The sequence below is a fragment of the Tuberibacillus calidus DSM 17572 genome (assembly GCF_000430685.1).
In the GTDB taxonomy this organism is placed as follows: domain Bacteria; phylum Bacillota; class Bacilli; order Bacillales; family Sporolactobacillaceae; genus Tuberibacillus; species Tuberibacillus calidus.
Map to the genome: position 1 here is coordinate 1 of NZ_AUMM01000054.1, position 18549 is coordinate 18549.

19 protein-coding genes are annotated in these 18549 nt (G+C 42.1%); 7 read left to right on the forward strand and 12 right to left on the reverse strand.

Going from position 1 to position 18549, the window contains the following annotated elements; genetic code table 11:
* Both H532_RS18800 and nspC read left to right on the forward strand, forming a co-directional pair.
* Nucleotides 1-312, forward strand: a 312-nt coding sequence (locus H532_RS18800; RefSeq protein WP_245566468.1) for a transposase, incomplete at its 5' end; no start/stop codon positions are given.
* Nucleotides 313-324: 12 nt separating this feature from the next.
* On the forward strand, nt 325-1437 hold the full coding sequence (gene nspC, locus H532_RS0112420; RefSeq protein WP_027725749.1) for a carboxynorspermidine decarboxylase: 1113 nt from the start codon (nt 325-327) through the stop codon (nt 1435-1437).
* A 61-nt stretch (nt 1438-1498) separates the two neighbouring features.
* Here the strand turns inward: nspC and H532_RS0112425 are convergent, their stop codons facing one another.
* Nucleotides 1499-2458, reverse strand: coding sequence for a nucleoside hydrolase (locus tag H532_RS0112425; protein WP_038112387.1), 960 nt, complete (start codon nt 2456-2458; stop codon nt 1499-1501).
* Nucleotides 2459-2686: 228 nt separating this feature from the next.
* On the opposite strand from H532_RS0112425, the gene H532_RS0112430 reads away from it, so the two are divergent.
* Nucleotides 2687-3004, forward strand: coding sequence for a thioredoxin family protein (locus tag H532_RS0112430; RefSeq protein ID WP_027725751.1), 318 nt, complete (start codon nt 2687-2689; stop codon nt 3002-3004).
* 164 nt (nt 3005-3168) lie between these two features.
* On the opposite strand, the gene H532_RS0112435 is transcribed toward H532_RS0112430, so the two are convergent.
* Nucleotides 3169-4671, reverse strand: a complete 1503-nt coding sequence (locus tag H532_RS0112435) for a malate:quinone oxidoreductase (protein WP_027725752.1) — start codon at nt 4669-4671, stop codon at nt 3169-3171.
* Between the two features lie 311 nt (nt 4672-4982).
* On the opposite strand from H532_RS0112435, the gene H532_RS0112440 reads away from it, so the two are divergent.
* Together H532_RS0112440 and H532_RS0112445 are read left to right on the forward strand one after the other, a co-directional pair.
* Nucleotides 4983-5639, forward strand: coding sequence for a hypothetical protein (locus tag H532_RS0112440; RefSeq protein ID WP_027725753.1), 657 nt, complete (start codon nt 4983-4985; stop codon nt 5637-5639).
* A gap of 30 nt (nt 5640-5669) precedes the next feature.
* Nucleotides 5670-7187, forward strand: a complete 1518-nt coding sequence (locus H532_RS0112445) for a glycine betaine uptake BCCT transporter (protein WP_027725754.1) — start codon at nt 5670-5672, stop codon at nt 7185-7187.
* 242 nt (nt 7188-7429) lie between these two features.
* Here H532_RS0112445 and H532_RS0112450 read toward each other — a convergent pair whose 3' ends face one another.
* Both H532_RS0112450 and H532_RS0112455 read right to left on the reverse strand, forming a co-directional pair.
* Nucleotides 7430-7894 (reverse strand): hypothetical protein, encoded by a 465-nt coding sequence (locus H532_RS0112450; protein WP_027725755.1) that lies wholly within the window; start codon nt 7892-7894, stop codon nt 7430-7432.
* Nucleotides 7895-7906: 12 nt separating this feature from the next.
* Nucleotides 7907-8392 (reverse strand): GyrI-like domain-containing protein, encoded by a 486-nt coding sequence (locus H532_RS0112455; protein ID WP_027725756.1) that lies wholly within the window; start codon nt 8390-8392, stop codon nt 7907-7909.
* 90 nt (nt 8393-8482) lie between these two features.
* Between H532_RS0112455 and H532_RS18805 the strand changes: the two genes are divergently transcribed.
* Nucleotides 8483-9472, forward strand: a complete 990-nt coding sequence (locus tag H532_RS18805; protein WP_051263324.1) for a helix-turn-helix transcriptional regulator — start codon at nt 8483-8485, stop codon at nt 9470-9472.
* A 272-nt stretch (nt 9473-9744) separates the two neighbouring features.
* Here H532_RS18805 and H532_RS0112465 read toward each other — a convergent pair whose 3' ends face one another.
* Complete coding sequence (locus tag H532_RS0112465; protein WP_027725757.1) at nt 9745-10989, reverse strand: MFS transporter; 1245 nt, start codon at nt 10987-10989, stop codon at nt 9745-9747.
* A gap of 450 nt (nt 10990-11439) precedes the next feature.
* On the opposite strand from H532_RS0112465, the gene H532_RS20405 reads away from it, so the two are divergent.
* A complete protein-coding gene (locus tag H532_RS20405) occupies nt 11440-11610 on the forward strand; it encodes a hypothetical protein (RefSeq protein WP_155995052.1) in 171 nt (56 codons plus the stop codon).
* A gap of 88 nt (nt 11611-11698) precedes the next feature.
* On the opposite strand, the gene H532_RS18810 is transcribed toward H532_RS20405, so the two are convergent.
* The 7 genes from H532_RS18810 to H532_RS0112505 form a co-directional block, all read right to left on the reverse strand.
* A complete protein-coding gene (locus H532_RS18810; RefSeq protein WP_038112388.1) occupies nt 11699-12292 on the reverse strand; it encodes a Fic/DOC family protein in 594 nt (197 codons plus the stop codon).
* On the reverse strand, nt 12292-12465 hold the full coding sequence (locus H532_RS20410) for an antitoxin VbhA family protein (protein WP_155995053.1): 174 nt from the start codon (nt 12463-12465) through the stop codon (nt 12292-12294). Before H532_RS20410 ends, H532_RS18810 begins: the two co-directional genes overlap by 1 nt.
* Nucleotides 12466-12612: 147 nt before the next feature.
* Nucleotides 12613-14010, reverse strand: coding sequence for an amino acid permease (locus H532_RS0112485; protein WP_425426279.1), 1398 nt, complete (start codon nt 14008-14010; stop codon nt 12613-12615).
* A gap of 317 nt (nt 14011-14327) precedes the next feature.
* On the reverse strand, nt 14328-15287 hold the full coding sequence (gene nadA / locus H532_RS0112490; RefSeq protein WP_027725759.1) for a quinolinate synthase NadA: 960 nt from the start codon (nt 15285-15287) through the stop codon (nt 14328-14330).
* Nucleotides 15288-15349: 62 nt separating this feature from the next.
* Nucleotides 15350-16189, reverse strand: a complete 840-nt coding sequence (gene nadC / locus H532_RS0112495; RefSeq protein WP_027725760.1) for a carboxylating nicotinate-nucleotide diphosphorylase — start codon at nt 16187-16189, stop codon at nt 15350-15352.
* On the reverse strand, nt 16158-17729 hold the full coding sequence (nadB, locus tag H532_RS0112500; RefSeq protein ID WP_027725761.1) for an L-aspartate oxidase: 1572 nt from the start codon (nt 17727-17729) through the stop codon (nt 16158-16160). Before nadB ends, nadC begins: the two co-directional genes overlap by 32 nt.
* A gap of 375 nt (nt 17730-18104) precedes the next feature.
* On the reverse strand, nt 18105-18549 hold a 445-nt coding region (locus H532_RS0112505), incomplete at its 5' end, for an ISL3 family transposase (RefSeq protein WP_038112394.1).

The following is an 18549-nucleotide window of genomic DNA, read 5'->3' on the forward strand; positions in this document are numbered from 1 at the left end:
GGCATCCGTCTGAGCGGACCGAAACTGGGCCGGCCTTTAAAAGACAGTGAGGAAGACAGCGCCCAAAAACGAATAGAATACCAGGACGCCTTGGATCGGAACGCCGTCGAAGGCAAATTTGGCGAGGGCAAGCGTACATATGGGCTTGGTCTTATTCGAGCACGCCTTCGACAGACAAGTGAAACCGTCATTGCCCTGCAGTTTCTGGTTATGAACCTTGAAAAGATCCTTCGGGATACTTTTTTTTCCTTTTTTCACTTGATCATTCGTCAGGTATTTTCATGTCACAAACTGCGAGTGGTAAGCTTTTGATCAAAATGTAGGTTGTTCAGTAGTCCCTATGTAGTCAATGAAAGCTTGCTTGAGAAAAACTTGAAGATTTTAAATGGGGTCATGAAACGTACCGGATGCAAAATCGTTTTAGCCCAAAAAGCTTTTTCCATGTATACGATGTACCCACTGATCGGCCAATATTTAAGCGGCACAACGGCCAGTGGTCTATTTGAAGCCCGATTAGGATATGAAGAAATGGGGAAGGAAAACCATATTTTTGCACCAGCGTATCGCGAAGAAGAAATGGATGAAATTGTTTCCATCTGCGATCATATTATCTTTAACTCCTTCTCACAACTCGAAAAGTTTAAAGACAAAGTGCTGAAAGCCGGTAAAAAAGTCGGTTTGCGCATTAACCCGGAATGTTCGACACAAGTCGGCCATGCCATTTACGATCCTTGTTCCCCCGGTTCGCGCTTTGGCGTGACGCTGGAAAATTTCCGGCCGGACGAGTTGGATGGCGTTTCCGGACTCCATTTTCATACGCTTTGCGAACAAAATTCGGACGACTTGGCGACCACTTTAGCGGCGGTCGAAGAAAAGTTCGGACCGTGGCTTTCCCAAATGGAGTGGATTAACTTCGGAGGCGGCCATCACATCACAAGAGAGGATTATGATATCCCGCTCCTTGAATCTTGCATCAAAAGGATGCAAGAGAAGTATGGCCTTGAGGTGTATCTTGAACCAGGGGAAGCCGTTGCCCTTAATGCAGGGTATCTCGTCACCACGGTTTTGGACACGCATAAAAACGGTATGGATATTGCTATTTTGGATACGTCGGCATCGTGCCATATGCCTGATGTTTTGGAAATGCCGTACCGCCCACCGCTACTTGGTTCGGGAATGCCGGGTGAAAAGCCTTATACGTATCGCCTTGGCGGCCAAACATGCCTGACCGGTGACGTCATTGGCGATTATTCCTTTGACCAACCGCTAAAAAGCGGGGACCGTTTGATTTTTGGCGACATGGCTATCTATACAATGGTTAAAAATACGACGTTTAACGGCATGCCATTACCCGCCATCGCCATTCAAGATAAAAACGGGGACTGTCGAATCGTCCGCGAATTCGGATACCAAGATTTTAAAATGCGGTTAGCATAAAATAAGATGACCGTCTTAGGCATTCAAAACCTGAGACGGTCATTTCACTTTCCAAATCTCTTCATTCAGCGATTATGGGCAGTCTGTCTTGCGCCTTTTTTGCGAGATCAGTGATGTAGTCAAAAAATGCATCGCGATTCACATCATAAACCACATTTACCGGACGCCCATCTTCTTTTTCTTCCGTGCGCCCCTGGCTCGGACCATCCGTATGGACGATTGCATGTACAGTTTTAGTTTTAACAAGGTCGGGGCAGCCAACATAGGCAGTTGTTAAAACATCCCATAAATAATAAGTTGAGTTCGTGGAAAAATGGACAAGCGGAGGGCAGAGCGCATAACATTGTCCGATAAAATCCACACCAATGTGTTTGCGTTCGGATGCCCAGCGTTGACGTATATCTAAAGTCAGAGGGACTTGATTCGTGCTTTCCAGTGCCACAATGTCAATCACCATTTGGGACGCCCATACCCGTCCAACAGCTTCCGGGTCCCAAAATGCATTCCATTCCGCCGTTCCATCGTGTTCCGGCTCTTCGACATTACCCACCTCACCAAAAGTCCCGCCCATCCAAACCAACCGCTCGATTTTTTCTTCAATGGAAGGATCTTCATCAAGGGCACGGGCGAGGTCAGTCAGCGGACCGGTAAACAACAGGGTCGTTTTCTCCTCATAAGCATGAAGAGCTTCGATGAGATGGCCATGGGCCGGTTGGTACGCCATCGGTGTCAGGATTTTTCCTGATTCATTTAAAATCGGTAAAGCGTCGACAAAAAAGGCATGGAGCCGCCAGTCCTTCGGAAAAGGGTTTTTCCCGCGCGAAGTGGAATTCGCCACCGTCAAATCGCCGCTCCCAAAGCGATCAATGATTTTCCGGCTCGCAGAAACCGCAGGCTCCAAATAGCAATCCGCAGGGATGACGGAAACCCCGGTAAGATTGATAGAATCCATTTGCAACAATAAAAACAAGGAAACGAGATCATCAACCCCACCATCGTGATTGAAATAGACGTTTTTCATATCTGTTCCTTTCCTTATCCAATAAGTTTGACACAACAACACTTCTTTATCATAGCAAGACACAAAAGGGTGGTACAATAGCCTAACACCTTGAACCGCATCTTTTTTTCACATACACGTCACGAGAGAGGAATGAGTGGAGAACCGGGTGAGCAGACTTTTTTGCAAAACGAAAAAAACCGTCTATAATCAAGGCAAACCAACGAACACCCGATGGAGGTTGTCATCATGAAAAAATTAGAATCGCGCAAGCAATTCGATGATATTATTAAAAATGATAGGGTTATTCTCTTGTTTTCTGCGGACTGGTGCCCCGATTGCCGTTTCATTGCACCGGCACTCCCCGAAATTGAAGCGGAAAATGAGCGGTTTACTTTTTATTACATCGATCGGGATCAGTTTATCGATCTGTGCACTGAGTTAAATGTCTACGGCATTCCGAGTTTCATCGCTTATCACCAAGGCGAAGAAATCGGCCGATTCGTCAATAAAGACCGGAAAACAAAGGAACAAATCCAAGCGTTTATAGACTCTCTTCCTGTATAGATTGTTCCACATATGGATTCAGTCTTGCATGAAGGTAAAGAAAACGTGGCTCTGCCTAGTCTTTTGGGTGAAGGCAGAGCCTTCGTTGCCTTTATTTGACATTACCAGTATAAAAAGAGGCCGCCACATCAAGAGAATCCCTTGATAGAGCAGCCTCTTTTGTTTTATTGTTCGCTTTCCGCTCGTTGGTTAAGACGAAGTGATTCCGACGTCATCGCATGGATTTCTTTAAACAACTCGGGTTGTTCGGCAAGCGATTGACCATAAGACGGGATCATTTCTTTAATTTTTGGCTCCCATTCTTTCATTTGGTTCGGGAAACATCTCTTGATGACATCCAGCATAACATGAACAGCCGTGGAAGCACCGGGTGAAGCCCCGAGCAGAGCCGCCACTGAACCGTCCGCACTGGTCACGACCTCGGTGCCGAATTGCAGCGTTCCTTTACCGCCCGTAGGCGTATCTTTAATGACTTGCACGCGCTGGCCCGCAACGATGATTTCCCAATCTTCTTTCCGAGCCGTCGGCACAAACTCACGCAGTTCCTCCATGCGCTTGTCATCTGACAATAATACTTGTTGGATCAAGTATTTTGTCAGCGCCATTTCTTTAATCCCAGCCGCAAGCATCGTCAAAATATTGTTCCATTTCACGGAACGGATCAGGTCGAAATAAGACCCCGTCTTTAAAAACTTGGGTGAAAAGCCGGCAAACGGACCGAACAATAATGATCTTTTATTGTCAATATAGCGGGTATCCAAATGCGGCACCGACATAGGCGGCGCGCCAACCTTTGCCTTTCCGTACACTTTGGCATGATGCTTTTCAATGACCTCAGGGTTATGGCAGACCATAAAGAGGCCGCTAACAGGAAAGCCGCCGATATGCTTCGATTCCGGGATACCTGTTTTTTGTAATAAGGGTAAACTACCGCCGCCCGCACCGATAAACACAAATTTGGCGACGTGACGTTCCACTTGTCCATTTTGGAGATTTTTCACTTTCAAAAGCCAGTTGCCGTCATTTGTGCGCTTAATCGTCTTCACTAAATGCCGATAGTGAATGGCGACGTTTTTCTTTTCTAGATGTTTAAACAACTTGCGCGTTAAAGCGCCAAAGTTAACATCCGTACCGGTGTCAATTTTGGTTGCCGCCAGCGGCTCGTTTACTGTGCGGCCTTCCATAATGAGCGGAATCCATTCTTTCAATGTTTCAGGGTCATCGGAAAATTCCATGCCCTCAAATAAAGGCACTTGCTTAAGTGCTTTGTAACGTTTTTTGAGAAACGCCACGTCTTTTTCTCCACGTACCAAACTCATATGCGGCAATGGCCGTATGAAATCTTCTGGGTTTTCCAACACGCCACTTTGAACGAGAAAAGCCCAAAATTGCTTCGATACTTGGAATTGTTCGTTAATGGTGATCGCTTTTTTAATATCTACGGAACCATCAGGCCGTTCTGGTGTGTAATTGAGCTCGCAAAGGGCCGAGTGACCTGTTCCGGCATTGTTCCATTCGTTGGAACTTTCTTCGCCGGGTTTTTCAAGTTTTTCAAACACTTGAATATCCCATTCCGGTGCCAATTGCTTGAGGAGTGTGCCTAATGTGGCACTCATGATGCCCGCACCGATGAGAATGACGTCTGTTTTGGTTTCTCTGTTACCCATTTTTATACTTCCTTATTTAAAAATTCCAGAAAAGCAATAGCCATGGAAAAACCATCGCACAGCTTTCTGTCGTACCGATTTCCATCATCTATTTTATCAAAATTATTGTAGGAATTATAGTTAAAAGCTATGCATGCCGATGGGAATACATGTCATCACGCATCCCAGCTACCCTTTGGGCACATCGCTTTAACAGCACACTTTGAAGATGTTAGCATATTTTTAGGTGGGTATTTGTTGTCCTGAACATTTTCAAACCAGTGATGGCACATATTATAATTAAATCCTTTGGTCCGGAAAGGAGTTTTCCTGTGAAGCTGTATCAAGTGAGAAAAGGACAATTTGTCTATTTCAATAACGAGCTACATAAGGTGTACGGGGTTAAACCGATGTATAAAAAGTCTGTTCACCTTTTAAGGTTGAGAGACTTAAGCCAACACTTAGCCAAGGCCATTGAGGTGGAGCGATACAAGCCGAAGGAAGGGGACAGTTTTGTTTTTAATCATCAACCATACACACTCTCAAAGGACAGGCGTGCCGTTGAGGGGGATTACATCTTAATCCATAACCCAAGGCCTGACGCCTTGGACACCTATACCTTAAATGAAATTGAAGTCGTCGAAAAGTCTGATGCCAAAGGTGTCATAACGGGCAACTCTCACGGGGTAAAACACCATGAATATATGTTAATGATTCCGGGGCGCCTACAAGACTGCCATCCCATCGACTTTAAAGATTATGCCTTAGGTACGGATAGCGATGAGGCATTAACACCTCCGCCAGTCGAACAGCGCATCCCCCAATTAGGAGATATTTATATAAAAAGGGATGGTTCCGACTATAGCGAAGTCATGGTCACAGCCATAAAAGGACAAACGGTTTATCTCGGTGACGGGACGGAAATCGTAAAAGAGGATTTAATGGACGCAGACAAATGGGAATTTCTTTATAACTTTCTTGAAAAATAGATGTAGCCAAGATTTCAACAGGAGGTATCTATGAATAAAGAAAAACAATCAGGAAGCAGTGTTTTTTGGATTTCTTTGGGTATTACCGTCATCTTCATCCTATGGGGAACTCTTTTTACCGATAACCTTGCCACCGTGATCAACGCCATTTACAACGGCTCCATTGATTACCTTGGTTGGGTGTACTTGAGTGCCACATTGTTCTTCGTCATCTTCTCCGTCTTTTTGTTGTTTTCCAAATACGGTAACATTCGCCTTGGTAAACCCACGGACCGGCCGGATTTTAACACAGGTTCGTGGTTGGCCATGTTATTTGGCGCCGGAATGGGGATCGGGATTGTTTATTGGGGCGTGGCCGAACCCGTCACTCATTACACCGACCCGCCATACGGGAAGCCATTTACCATCGATGCCGCCAATACAGCGATGAAATACACGTTTTTCCATTGGGGTTTGGACCCATGGGCCATCTATACCGTTATCGGCCTCGCGCTTGCCTTTTTCCAATACAATAAAAAACTCCCAGCCGCAATCAGCTCGGCGTTTTATCCGGTCCTCGGCGACCGCATTTACGGACCGATCGGAAAAACCATCGATGTCCTGTCCATCTTTGCGACGGTCTTCGGCATCGCCACTTCTCTAGGCCTCGGAGCGATGCAAGTAACCGCTGGAATGCACGATATCTTTGGCATTCCAAACACGTTGTTGATTGACTTGATCGTTGTGGCTGTTGCCACCGTCCTATTCATCATTTCCATTAACACCGGTTTGGAACGAGGGATTCAGTATTTATCGAACGCCGCAATGATTTTATCGTTTGTCATCTTACTGTTTGTTTTTGTACTCGGGCCAACGTTAACCATTATTAAAGTTTTCTTTAATACAACGGGGCTTTATCTAAGCGACTTTCTTCGTATGAGTTTAAGGTTAAACCCTTTTCAAAAAGATGAGTGGATTGCCTCTTGGACGTTATTCTACTGGGCCTGGTGGATTGCCTGGGCGCCGTTTGTCGGCATGTTCATTGCACGGGTGTCGAAAGGGCGGACGATCCGCGAGTTCGTTATTGGCGTGCTCATTTTTCCGACGCTCGGCACATGCCTTTGGATGTCGATTTTCGGCGGGTCAGCCTTAAAAATCATACAAAGAGCCCATGATCACCATCTCGCCACCTATATTGTTAAAAACGTTTCCCTGTCCATTTTCACATTCTTTGACCAGCTTCCCTTAAGCACAGTGTTAAGCCTCATTGGCTTTGCGGTCGTTGCCATCTACTACATCACGGTAGCTGACACGGCAACCTTCGTACTTGGCATGTTAAGTGAAGGCGGAACTTTAAACCCGTCCAATAAAATTAAAGTGATATGGGGCGTGATCCAATCGGCAGTCGCCTGTGTCCTGCTTCTGGCCGGTGGGTTGAATGTCTTACAAACCGCCTCGATCGCTGCCGCTCTTCCTTTTGCCGTCATCATGGTCATCATGTGCTTCTCACTACTAAAAGGATTAAAAAGCGAAATCCATACACATAGCGGTACAAGAAGAACGAAGTAAACCTAAAGTAAAAAAATCTCCTCGATCACTGTAAAATGGTCGGGGAGATTTTTTTATACAGATGAAAAAAGCAATCATTTTTCAGGATCAAAAGAGTTTTACTGATAAGAAAAGGTATCATTTATGGGCCAGTATAAGGGCAACTCAGGCCCTGCCTTCGTCTTAAAGGTTAGCCGAGCCAAGTTTCCTTCCGGCAGCGGGAAAGTTCAATGATCGAAACAACCATATGCCCGTTCAATGGGTTAATATTCCCCTTTAATCACAAAGAATGAGCCCCGAATGGTACCGGCCAGTTTCGACTTCTGTTTGGCAAATTTAAACTTTCCTTCAAGCTCCTTTGGAACATCCATTCCTTCCGATAGCTTTAAACCGACAGCTCGCTTCTTTGGGTCATCCAACGTATACAAGACGTTGACCTCGAGACCATCCTCATAAAAGACGTAGGTCCATTTGATATTTTCCACTTGAAACTGTGACGTTTCTAACGGCTTTGCGGAAAGCTCAATACCGCGTTCCTCTTTCAAAATCCGTTTCACATATTCAATAGTCTCTGGGCTTTCATCAGCCGGTACAACCGTAAATCGATGTTTGTATTTGTTATAAAAGTACCGGGCTTCATTCGCGCGTAAACCCGCAAGCGCTTCGGCAACGGGTGACGACTCCAAACCAACCGTCGATACATTTTTAAAATCAACGATATAAGCCATCTTCATTCTCCCTTATTTTCTTATGACAGGAATCCACATTTCACCAAACACCTTGCCGCCTCTCTGTCCCATAACAACGGCTGTATTCGGTCCACCGACATAAGCGACATCTTTAGCTTCCGGCAAGGCTTGCATAAAGGCGATTCCAGGAAGCCGATTATTCAAGTCATCAAAGGTTTCCGCTTCCCCTTTAACGACGACATATTCCCCTTTAGGAAATTGAATCACACGCGCTTCTTCCGGTACCGATGCCAAAGACTCCACCATGACACCCGCATAATGCATCATCTTGTTATTCACCGCTTCGTTGACGGCGAAAATGTAGTCATTTGCGGCGATGGCTTTTAAAGCATCGAGCCTGCCGTCAGCGCGGATCGCCTGCCAAAAGTCTGCTTTTTCCTTATTAATGCCGGCAAAATCGGTGTAATGGCTCTTAAGCTCCGTCCCCAAACCTATTACGATAAAGCTGTCCTTTTCCTCCAAAGTAAAATTCGCCATACAGAAAACCTTCCTTCTTTTTTTATTGATCTTGTTAGGTATATAATAACCTTAAATCATGTCAAAAAGTGACACCATTTAGGAGGACCGATGAAAAAAGTTGAACGGATCAATACCATCATGCGCTATATCAATAACCGTTCCCATTTTACCATTTCTGAAATCATGCGGGAATTTAACATTTCCCGCTCCACGGCGATTAGAGATATCAAGGAAATTGAAGCCATGGGCATGCCGCTTGTCGCTGAAGTGGGCAGGGCCGGGGGTTATTTTGTCATGCACAATTCCGTCCTGCCCGATGTGCATTTCACCGATAATGAAGTCAAAGCGCTTTTTATTGCCTTTATGGCGACAAGGAATCAACAACTCCCCTTTTTAAAGAGCCGCCAGTCTTTAGCCGAAAAACTGCTCGGCCTCATCTCGGAAACTCAGCAGGAAGATCTTATTCTTTTAAATGAAATCTTTATTTTTGAAGGAACCAATCCCAATCATCCCGACTTGCTTGAGCTGTCGGACCTCCCCCATCCTATTCTCGAAAAACTGATCCAAAACCTACTTTTGGATCGCTATTTATTGATTACCGTCGAGGAAGAGGGGGCAATCAAATCTTATCCTATTTACCTTTTGCACCTTTATCGCGAAAAAGGCCTCTGGCTGTTGGAAGGCTTTGACCTGGAGGAGGAAAAGAAGAAAATTTTCCCCGTCGACCAACTCTCCGATGTTCAACCTTACAAAACGAAAAAACGAATCAGTAAGAAAAAGATTTTAGAAAGATTAAGGGCGCAAGGAAAAGCCATCAATCTAGTCCTTGAACTCGGCCCAAAAGCGATTGCCCAGTTCAAAAAGTACCATCCACTAAAAGCTTCCATCTCCTATACAAATCCTTACCAAACGACCGCCATTTTAAAAGCGTTTATCGATGTCAATCATCCCGAAGAAGTGGCCGAAATCATAAATTGGTTACTTTTTCTCGGAGAGGAGATCAAGGTCAGAGAAATGCCAGAAGAAGTCATGAAAGCTTTACATGAGCGATTAAGCTGGCTGAAGGCTATCTTAAATCGGCCAAAAGTCAACGGATAAAACCGCCTCTTTTGGCCCACAACGAAACACAGGACGAATAATATTGGTAAGAGTAAGTTTCCAAGATGAAGTACCTCTTTTTAGAGTAGCAAAACTTATAGATCCTACATTCATGTAACTATTGCGTACAATATATGTCCAATCCATGTAAGGTGCATCATAGAAATAAGTATTACTACTTGGATAGTATGTCATATCTTGAGCTACGAAAAGACCATTCTTTTAGTTAGTCCCAGTTCTTAGATATTTATTTGTTTAATTTCGCAACATTTTTATAAGTTCTTACCGTCCTGTGTATTCAAATCAGATTTAATATTTGAAACATCCTTTACTGATCTTGAATAAATATAAATGATTATTCCGATAATAACAGAACCTAAGCAACTGTAAATAATGACCTGAGCGGGGCTAACAAGTGAAATAAGCATTCCTCCTAAAGCTATTCCGATCGGTCCGCTAATTTTGGACATATATTGAACGAGTGCCATACTTTTCCCATAGTGCTCTTCCGAGATAAGCTCCTGCATCTTTGTTATATAGATCGGTCCAACCGGCCCTAGTAATAATCCCGAAACAAATATAAAGAACAGGGATAAATAAGAATGATTGATAACGGCTAACCATAGAAATGAAAAATCACTCAGAATAACTAATAAAAGGCTGGTTCTGTATTCACGCATTTTTTGAAGAATTTTTTCTGAAAATAGGGTACCCACCATTAATCCTGCGACAAAACAAGAAGAAAATATGCCAAATTGTAAAGCATTACCTTTCAGGCTATTATTAACGAACAATGGTAAGGCGACATCGTTGGCCATAGCCATAAACATGTTAGATGAAAAAATAATTGGCAAGAAAATCTTGATCACGGGTTGTGAAAGGACGACCATGTAACCGGTTTTAATTTGTGATAACATTCCTTTTTGATATATCGACTTTCTTTCTTTACTTTTGTATTTAATGAATATAAATAAAATACTTCCTAGTAAGTACAATATTCCTACTAGCAAAAGTGATACGCTTGTTGAAGTTTTAGCGATGATTCCCCCTCCAATGACTGGCCCAATAAGAGAAAATGATTGTATAAATAAAGATCTATATTTATTTGCTTTTGCCAGTTCATCTTTAGATACAAGACTAGGTATTATAGTTGGAACAGCCGGTGAACGAAAAGAGTCAACAATACTTGAGAAAATCGTGAAGATTGGTAGTAAATAAAAGCTTCCGAAATAAAGGCTAAGTATCAGATAGATGAAAATTAATATGGATTTTACAATCAGGAGATTTCGTAGAATACTAAAAACATTAACACGATCAACCAAAATCCCGCCTAAAATTAAAAAAACAAATCGGGGAACTGTCCAACAGCCGAGAATAAAGGATAAATAACTCCCCCCGATATTGGCCCCAATCCACGTAATGGTGAGTAAGAACATTGTATCAGCTAAGGCAGTAAATATTAAGGTGCCGTAGTATGCTGTTAAGTTCTTATTCTTGAGAAAAAATTTAATAGACATTTATCTTCCACCAGTTTCTTTCTATATGACTTTTATTAGGATGTTAAACAAGAGGGGATTCATTTTCTAATTCCATCAGTTTAGGAACAAATTCTCTCATGAATTCTTTTTTACATTGGCGTGTTTGGAACTTCCCGGTTTCCACATAAGAATCAAAAGCACAACCTCTAGCACAAAGCGGAATGAATGGCTTCATCACCGTCTAAGGATATTTGTGCGCTTACCAGACCTAAATCTTTTAGCTTTTTAGTCTTTTCTCGATTAAGGTTTAAGCCATTTGTTAAGCACCAAATGTAACCGGCTTATTTATCCTTTCACAAACCTTTGGTATTTTTTCCATTACTTTATATGCAATTCTAATAGGAGCAAACGGTTCTCCCCAAACAAGATTGGATGTATTTTATGGTAAAATAGAGTTAACCCTTTAACAAACATGAGGAGAGATCTAAAATGAATAACAATAAAATTAAACAACTTTTAAAACAAGCTGAAATAGAAACTAAAAAAACAGGAATTCAACCAAGAAGATTTGAACGGACACCAGATGGGAAACTGATTCTTGATCCTAATAAAGAATTTGATAGAGATTGGTATGAGAACGACGATGCCTACGATCTCTAATAAAAATTCATCGAATGCTTTATCAATCTGCAAGTATGTCGTGCCTCAAGTTTTACACCCCTTTTTTATATTCTTGATCCATATCCCGTTACTTTTGTATAAGTCGACTAGGCGACAAGTGTTTTTTTATTAAGTTTTCTAGTGGTTTGGTATCATACACAGATTTTATCGATGCGTTCATGTACTCGTCACGGGAGATTTTACGCCAATCGATGTCATATCCAGAAAGAAGGGCAACTTCTCTTATAAATTCACGTTGTGTTCGACCATTTCCCTCCCGAAATACATGGAGAATGTTTATTTCAGCAAAATAGTAAGCCAATCTTTGAGATAATTCATCTTTATCCAAGCCTACAAGATCGTTTTCATTTTTTAACTCTTGAAATAATCTTTTCGCATTCTCCTCTATGTATAGAGGATTAGCAAAACGGACATTCCCTTTAATTATCGATACGTCCCTAAATTCACCAGCGAAAGGGTAAATATCACCAAAAATATATTTATGGATTTCTTTTAAATGATCAATATTAAATTGACCTTTTATCGGTTTGGTTCGCAATTCACCGATTTTAATAGATGTCATTATTTTCTCAATAGATTGCAAGTGTTTAGCATCATGAATATTGAATTTATTAATTAGGACATCTGTCCCCGGATAGCAATATCTAGACGGCAATTTCATCACCTATATCCTAGGGATTTTAATGTACGGCGAATCAGTTCATCATAAGAGATTTTTCCTCTTAGACAATCTGCAACGAGTTTTTTTTCTTCCTCTGTGAATTCAAATCCTTCCAATTCGCAGGAATGGATGCCTTCTTCAATGGCAATTTGAATGAGTTCCTCTTTAGACATAAAAATCACCCTTTTTATTTATTTTACCAAATTCTTGGTGTTTATTGCCATTTATCTAATTTTTCAATTTAATTGATTAGTTGGATTAAAAAACAGGAGCATGCCGCAGATGCCCCTGTTTGTAAATATATGCCGAAACTTTTCGGCTTAAGCTGTTTCCTCTTTCTTCTTTTTCCCAATACCAAAAGCATAATAACTGATAGAAATAAGCGCGAGGAAAACAACCCCTACAACGAGCGAAACACGCGTATCTTGATTAAACCACATCGCGATTAACACCAGAACCAGGAAGGCGATCGTCAAGTAATTGGATACCGGTGCAAAAGGCATTTTGAAAGGATGATGGTCCATTTGCTCACCCTTCATTTTTCTGAATCGAATTTGGCTGATGAGAATGACAAACCACGGAACCATCCCTGGAAGGACACTGGCACTGTATACATAAACAAATAAATTTTTCGGTGCAATGTAACTTAATATAATGCCCACTGCCAAACCAAGGAGAACACCAAATGTACTGAAATATGGCACACCATTAGGGGTGAGCTTCGTAAAAATTTTGGGGGCTTGTCCATTAACGCCCAAGGTGTAAAGCATTCGCCCCGCACTGTATATCCCGCTGTTACACCCCGAAAGCGCGGCAGTGATCACCACAAAGTTTATGATTCCGGCGGCTGCTGTAATGCCGATTTTCGCAAACGTCGCCACAAACGGACTGCCGATGGCATGGAGCTGATTCCAGGGATAAATGGCCACAATCACAAAGATCGCTCCGATATAAAAAATCAAAATCCGCCAAATAATGCTTTGCGTCGCTTTGGTTAACGTTCTTTTTGGATCTTGGGCTTCCCCGGCCGCAATCCCAATGAGCTCGACACCTTGATATGACCCAATAACAATTGACAGAGCAAAAAGGAACCCTGACCAACCGCCTGTAAAGAAGCCGCCATGTTTCCAAAGGTTAGAAAGCCCCGTAGGCGTTCCCCCATTGCCAATTCCGAAGATAATCAGGCCCAATCCGGCAATGATCATTACGATAATCGTGACAATTTTTATCAAAGAAAACCAATATTCAAACTCCCCAAAGGATTTAACCGAAATTAAGTTAGCGGTTCCAAGTATCATAAAGGCAATTAAACCCGGAACCCAAGCGGGAAGATGCGGAAACCAAAACTGCATGTACGCCCCAACCGCAATGATTTCCGACATTCCAACAATCACCCATTGGAACCAGTTGCTCCATGCCGTTAAATACCCGGCCAGCGGATGGATATACTTGTGTCCGAAAACCGCAAAGGAGCCGGTTATTGGCTCGACATATAACATTTCTCCCATGGCCCGCATAATAAAAAAAATGAAAATGCCCGTAAGCATATAAGCGAGCAAAACCGATGGGCCTGTCCATTGTATCGTGCTTGCTGAACCCATGAATAAACCAACGCCAATGGTCCCACCAAGCGCAATCATCTGAATATGACGAGCTTTTAAACCTCTTTTTAACTCTTTTCTCTCCACTCTGTTTCCCTTCTTTCTAAGATGCTTAATCTTTTATCCCGAAATAATATTCAATAATAATATTATTGCAAGAAAAATACAAATGCATTTTTTGGGAAACATTCACTTATTTATCTTATTTTGTTTTATTTTTGCAATTTCCTATCATCTTCCTTAACCGTAAAAAATAAAGGCAAAATTTTATAAAAAAACCCACTTACTTATGGTGCGGTTCACATAGAAAGATTAAAATGAGGTAACGAAAAAGGTCAGCCTAGTCAAGCGAATCAGACTGACCTTTTTGCTTTTCATCAGATGGGTAAAAGAGTGCCGAAATGAGAATTTAATAAATTAAATTAAAACAAACACTAACCAATGGAAATCATTCGTTCAATAGCACGCTTTGCCTTTTCAGCCGTATGGGTGGGCACAGTGATCACATGCTTGTTTTCTTTCAAAGCAGCCAATACTTTTTCAAGTGTGATCATTTTCATAAAAGGACAAACGGCGTCCGGGTTGGCGGCGAGGAATCGCTTTTCGGGATTTTGTTTTTGTAATTGATGGATAATCCCTACTTCTGTTGCGATGATGAATTCATCTGTCTGTGAATCCTTAGAATGCGTGACCATTTTGCCTGTTGAAAGAATATGCGTTTTTTCCTTTGGAAGGACACCCTCAGACATTAAATACATGCTGGAAGTCGAGCAGCCGCATTCCGGATGGACAAGCAATTCAGCATCCGGATGCTTACTCAGCACACTTTCTACCTGATAAGGCCGTATCCCTGCGTGAACGTGACATTCACCCATCCAGATGTGCATGTTTTTGCGACCGGTTACCCGCTCCACGAATGATCCAAGGTACATATCCGGCAAGAACAGAATTTCTTGATCTTCGGGAATCGAACGGACGATGTCTACAGCATTCGAAGACGTGCAGCAATAATCGCTTAATGCCTTGACTTCCGCGGAGGTATTGACATAAGCAACCACAACAGCGTCGGGGTGCTCCGCTTTCCACTCACGAAGCTGGTCTGCCGTAATCGAATCAGCCAAAGAGCAGCCCGCTTCAAGATCGGGAAGCAGCACGGTTTTCTCCGGGTTCAAGATGGCCGCCGTTTCGGCCATGAAGTGAACACCACAGAATACGATGACATCTGCCGTGGTATCCACCGCCGCACGTGCGAGTGCAAGGGAATCACCTAACACATCTGCGATATCTTGAATTTCTGGAATTTGATAATTGTGGGCAAGTAAAATCGCATTGCGTTTTTCTTTCCATTCTTGAATTTCTTCAACGATGCGGCTTTTTGTTATGGTATTTGTCATGTTAACATTCCTTTCTATTGTTTATAACGTACCCATGAATCCTTTATAAAACCCATTCACTCTCATTCGCTCATTGAGACTTTGACACTGATATCAAGCGCTTTGTATGAATGGGTCAAAAAACCAAGAGAAATATAATGAACACCACAATCGCGGTAACTTCCCAAATTACTTAAGTCAATCCCGCCTGATGCTTCCGTAATAATATGGTCAGGGACCAGCTTGATCAATGCTTTGATTTCATCGGGAGTGCGATTGTCAAACATAATCACATCCACTCCTGCTTCGACCGCTTCGATGACTTGGTCTTTTGTCTCTGTTTCAACTTCGATTTTGACCATATGACCCAGTTTCTCACGGACAAGGTCCACCGCACGTGTGATCGAACCCGCAAAAGAGATATGATTATCTTTAATCATCACCCCATCATAAAGGCCATAACGATGATTATAGCCGCCGCCGCAGCGGACCGCATATTTTTCAAGCATGCGCAAACCGGGTGTCGTTTTTCTCGTATCGCAAATTCGAGTAAAAGAGCTATCCAGCGTCTCGACGGCCTTTCGCGTTAAGGTGGCAATGCCGCTCATGCGCTGAATGAGATTCAGGATCACTCTTTCTCCTTTTAATAAAGTCGAAATTTCTCCTGAGGCTACTGCCAACCGCTCTCCTGCTTTAATGGGATCACCGTCCTTCACAAACAATTGAATATTAACTTGCGGATTTAAAAGATGAAAGCCTGTTTTAATAATGTCCTCGCCGCAAAAAGTTCCCGTTTCTTTTGCTAAAAAAACGACTTCTCCTTTTGTATTGTCTGAAAAAATCAAATCGGTGGTGATATCTTGTTCCCCAATGTCTTCGATAAAAAATTGCTCAATTAACGAGCGCAGCTTCAATTTGTTCATATTTGATGGCCACTTCTCCTTTGTGCTTTTGAATGATTATTTTCTTATACCAATTTTGATCATCTTCAAATGGAAAATCACTTCTAAAATGGCCGCCACGGCTTTCCGTCCGGCATAAGGCGGCTTCTGTAATCAAAGAAGCTGTGATGTACATAAAAATTCGGGTAATATCCTGAATGGAATAAGCATCAAGGTGAGTGACATCATGTAAGTGGAACTGATCAAGCCAATGCTTTTGTTCTTCCAAGAGCTCTTTCGACCGAACAATGCCAACTCTTTTCATCATCATCTCCTTTAAGACTTGGACATCTGGAAGCGAAACATTATTTGCTGAAAGGGAAGGACAAGGTTCAGGTATATTTGGAACAGGATGTTTTTTAAAATTTGCATTAATCCATTGCGAGAGCTTCTTCCCTTGATATAACCCTTCCAATAACGAATTACTGGCCAGTCGGTTGGCGCCATGAAGGCCTGTACATGCTACTTCTCCGATTGCAAATAATCCATGGATTGAAGTTCGGCCTATTATATCCGTTTTGATGCCGCCCATTAAAAAGTGACTGCCGGGAACGACTGGGATTTTCCCTTCTGACAGATCGATGCCGTTTTTCTCACAATTCGCTGTAATGAAAGGGAATCGCTTTCCAAAATTTTTTATGCTTCTAATATCCAGATACACTTCATGCCCGTTTTCTATATAGTTATAAATCGTCTGAGAAACAACATGCCTCGGCGCAAGATCTTTTAATGGGTGAATACCTTCCATAATCGGCACGCCATCTCCAGTGACCAAAATCGCTCCTTCGCCCCTGACAGCTTCTGATATGAGCCCTTTCGCTTCTCCGTCTTTAAATAAAAGCGTTGGGTGAAATTGGATAAATTCCATATCCGCTATTTCCGCACCGGCTAAATAGGCCATGGCGATTCCATCACCCGTTACAGTCGGGGCATTGGAAGTTATGGGATATAATTGACCACAGCCACCTGTGGCAAGAATGATACAATCTCCATAAAAATAACGGGTAATGCCACTTTGGTCTTTCGCTTTTACACCCACACATCGTTGCTGTTTATGGTCAATCATTAATTCATAAGCAAAAATGTTCTCTTCTACTTCAATATTGTCTGTCAGTTTACTGATCAAGTGCTCTATGATATGTTTACCTGTCGCATCACCGCCGCTGTGGACAATCCTGTTTACACTATGCGCCCCTTCTTGCCCAAGCAACAAATGCCCATGTTGATCCTTGTCAAAGATTTCATAGAAGTCGCTAATCAGTGCTGGAGCTTCGTTCAATATTTCACGCACAGACTCCTCGTTATTGTGAAACCTTCCCGCCTGAAGGGTATCTGCTAAATGCTTTTTGGTGTCATCGTGATCCCCAATGGCAGCAGCAATCCCGCCTTGTGCTAAATAAGAATTCGCATTTTTTATATGTGATTTTGTGAGAATCTTCACATTCTTATCATGGCTTAACATAGTGGCCAGCTGTAAAGCCGCAACACCACTACCAATAATTATGACATCACCCATTTCCATGATGAAAGCCTCCAAAGAATACAGGTGTCTTGACACCTATATTTACACATTTTTAAAATAAAAACAAGTTTTTTCGTATTAAAATTTGATTAAGATCAAAAACCATTGATTTAAAGGCATTTTAATAGATTTGTTAAATCTCCATAAGGAATTAAATGGAAAGGGTAATATTACAGTGGCTTTTTGACCTTTTACAGTTCGCCGCAATTAATGGGGATTGATAACTTAATTATTATGCAGATAATTGGCAGGCATCAGGATGGTTAAAGCAAACAGTACCTGCCATTTTTTTATTATGCACTTGACAATCTAATAATTGATATATTTTTTAGGTTCTACGTCAAATGTTGGGGTAGGAGCTAAACCTCCTACTCCTTAAACAACCGGAACATTGTTTAATTTAAACTGATGGTGTAATAAAACACGTAACCGTAAACGGTCATAACGTTTAAATCCAAAGGCATTACGTTTTATCACCTTTGTTTGATTGTTGAGTCCTTCTAGGAATCCGTTGTTATAGCCAAAGGCAAAGCTGTTTAAAATTTCGACTTCCCAGTTTTTAAAGGTTTTTATTACCTGAATAAACTCGCTTATCCCTGATTTTAAGGCAAGATCATAAAATGTATGCAAACCTTTCTTGATTTCCACTAACTTATCTGCGCCTGCCTTTTTCGCCTGCTCAAACCATAATCGATAGGACTCTTTCAGTTGATAAGCTATTTCTAATTCTTCGGATTGCTTAAGAAATCTTTCTAAATACCAGCGTTGTGAATCACTCAAGTGATCATGAGGCAGATAAAAAATATGCCTCATGTGCTTA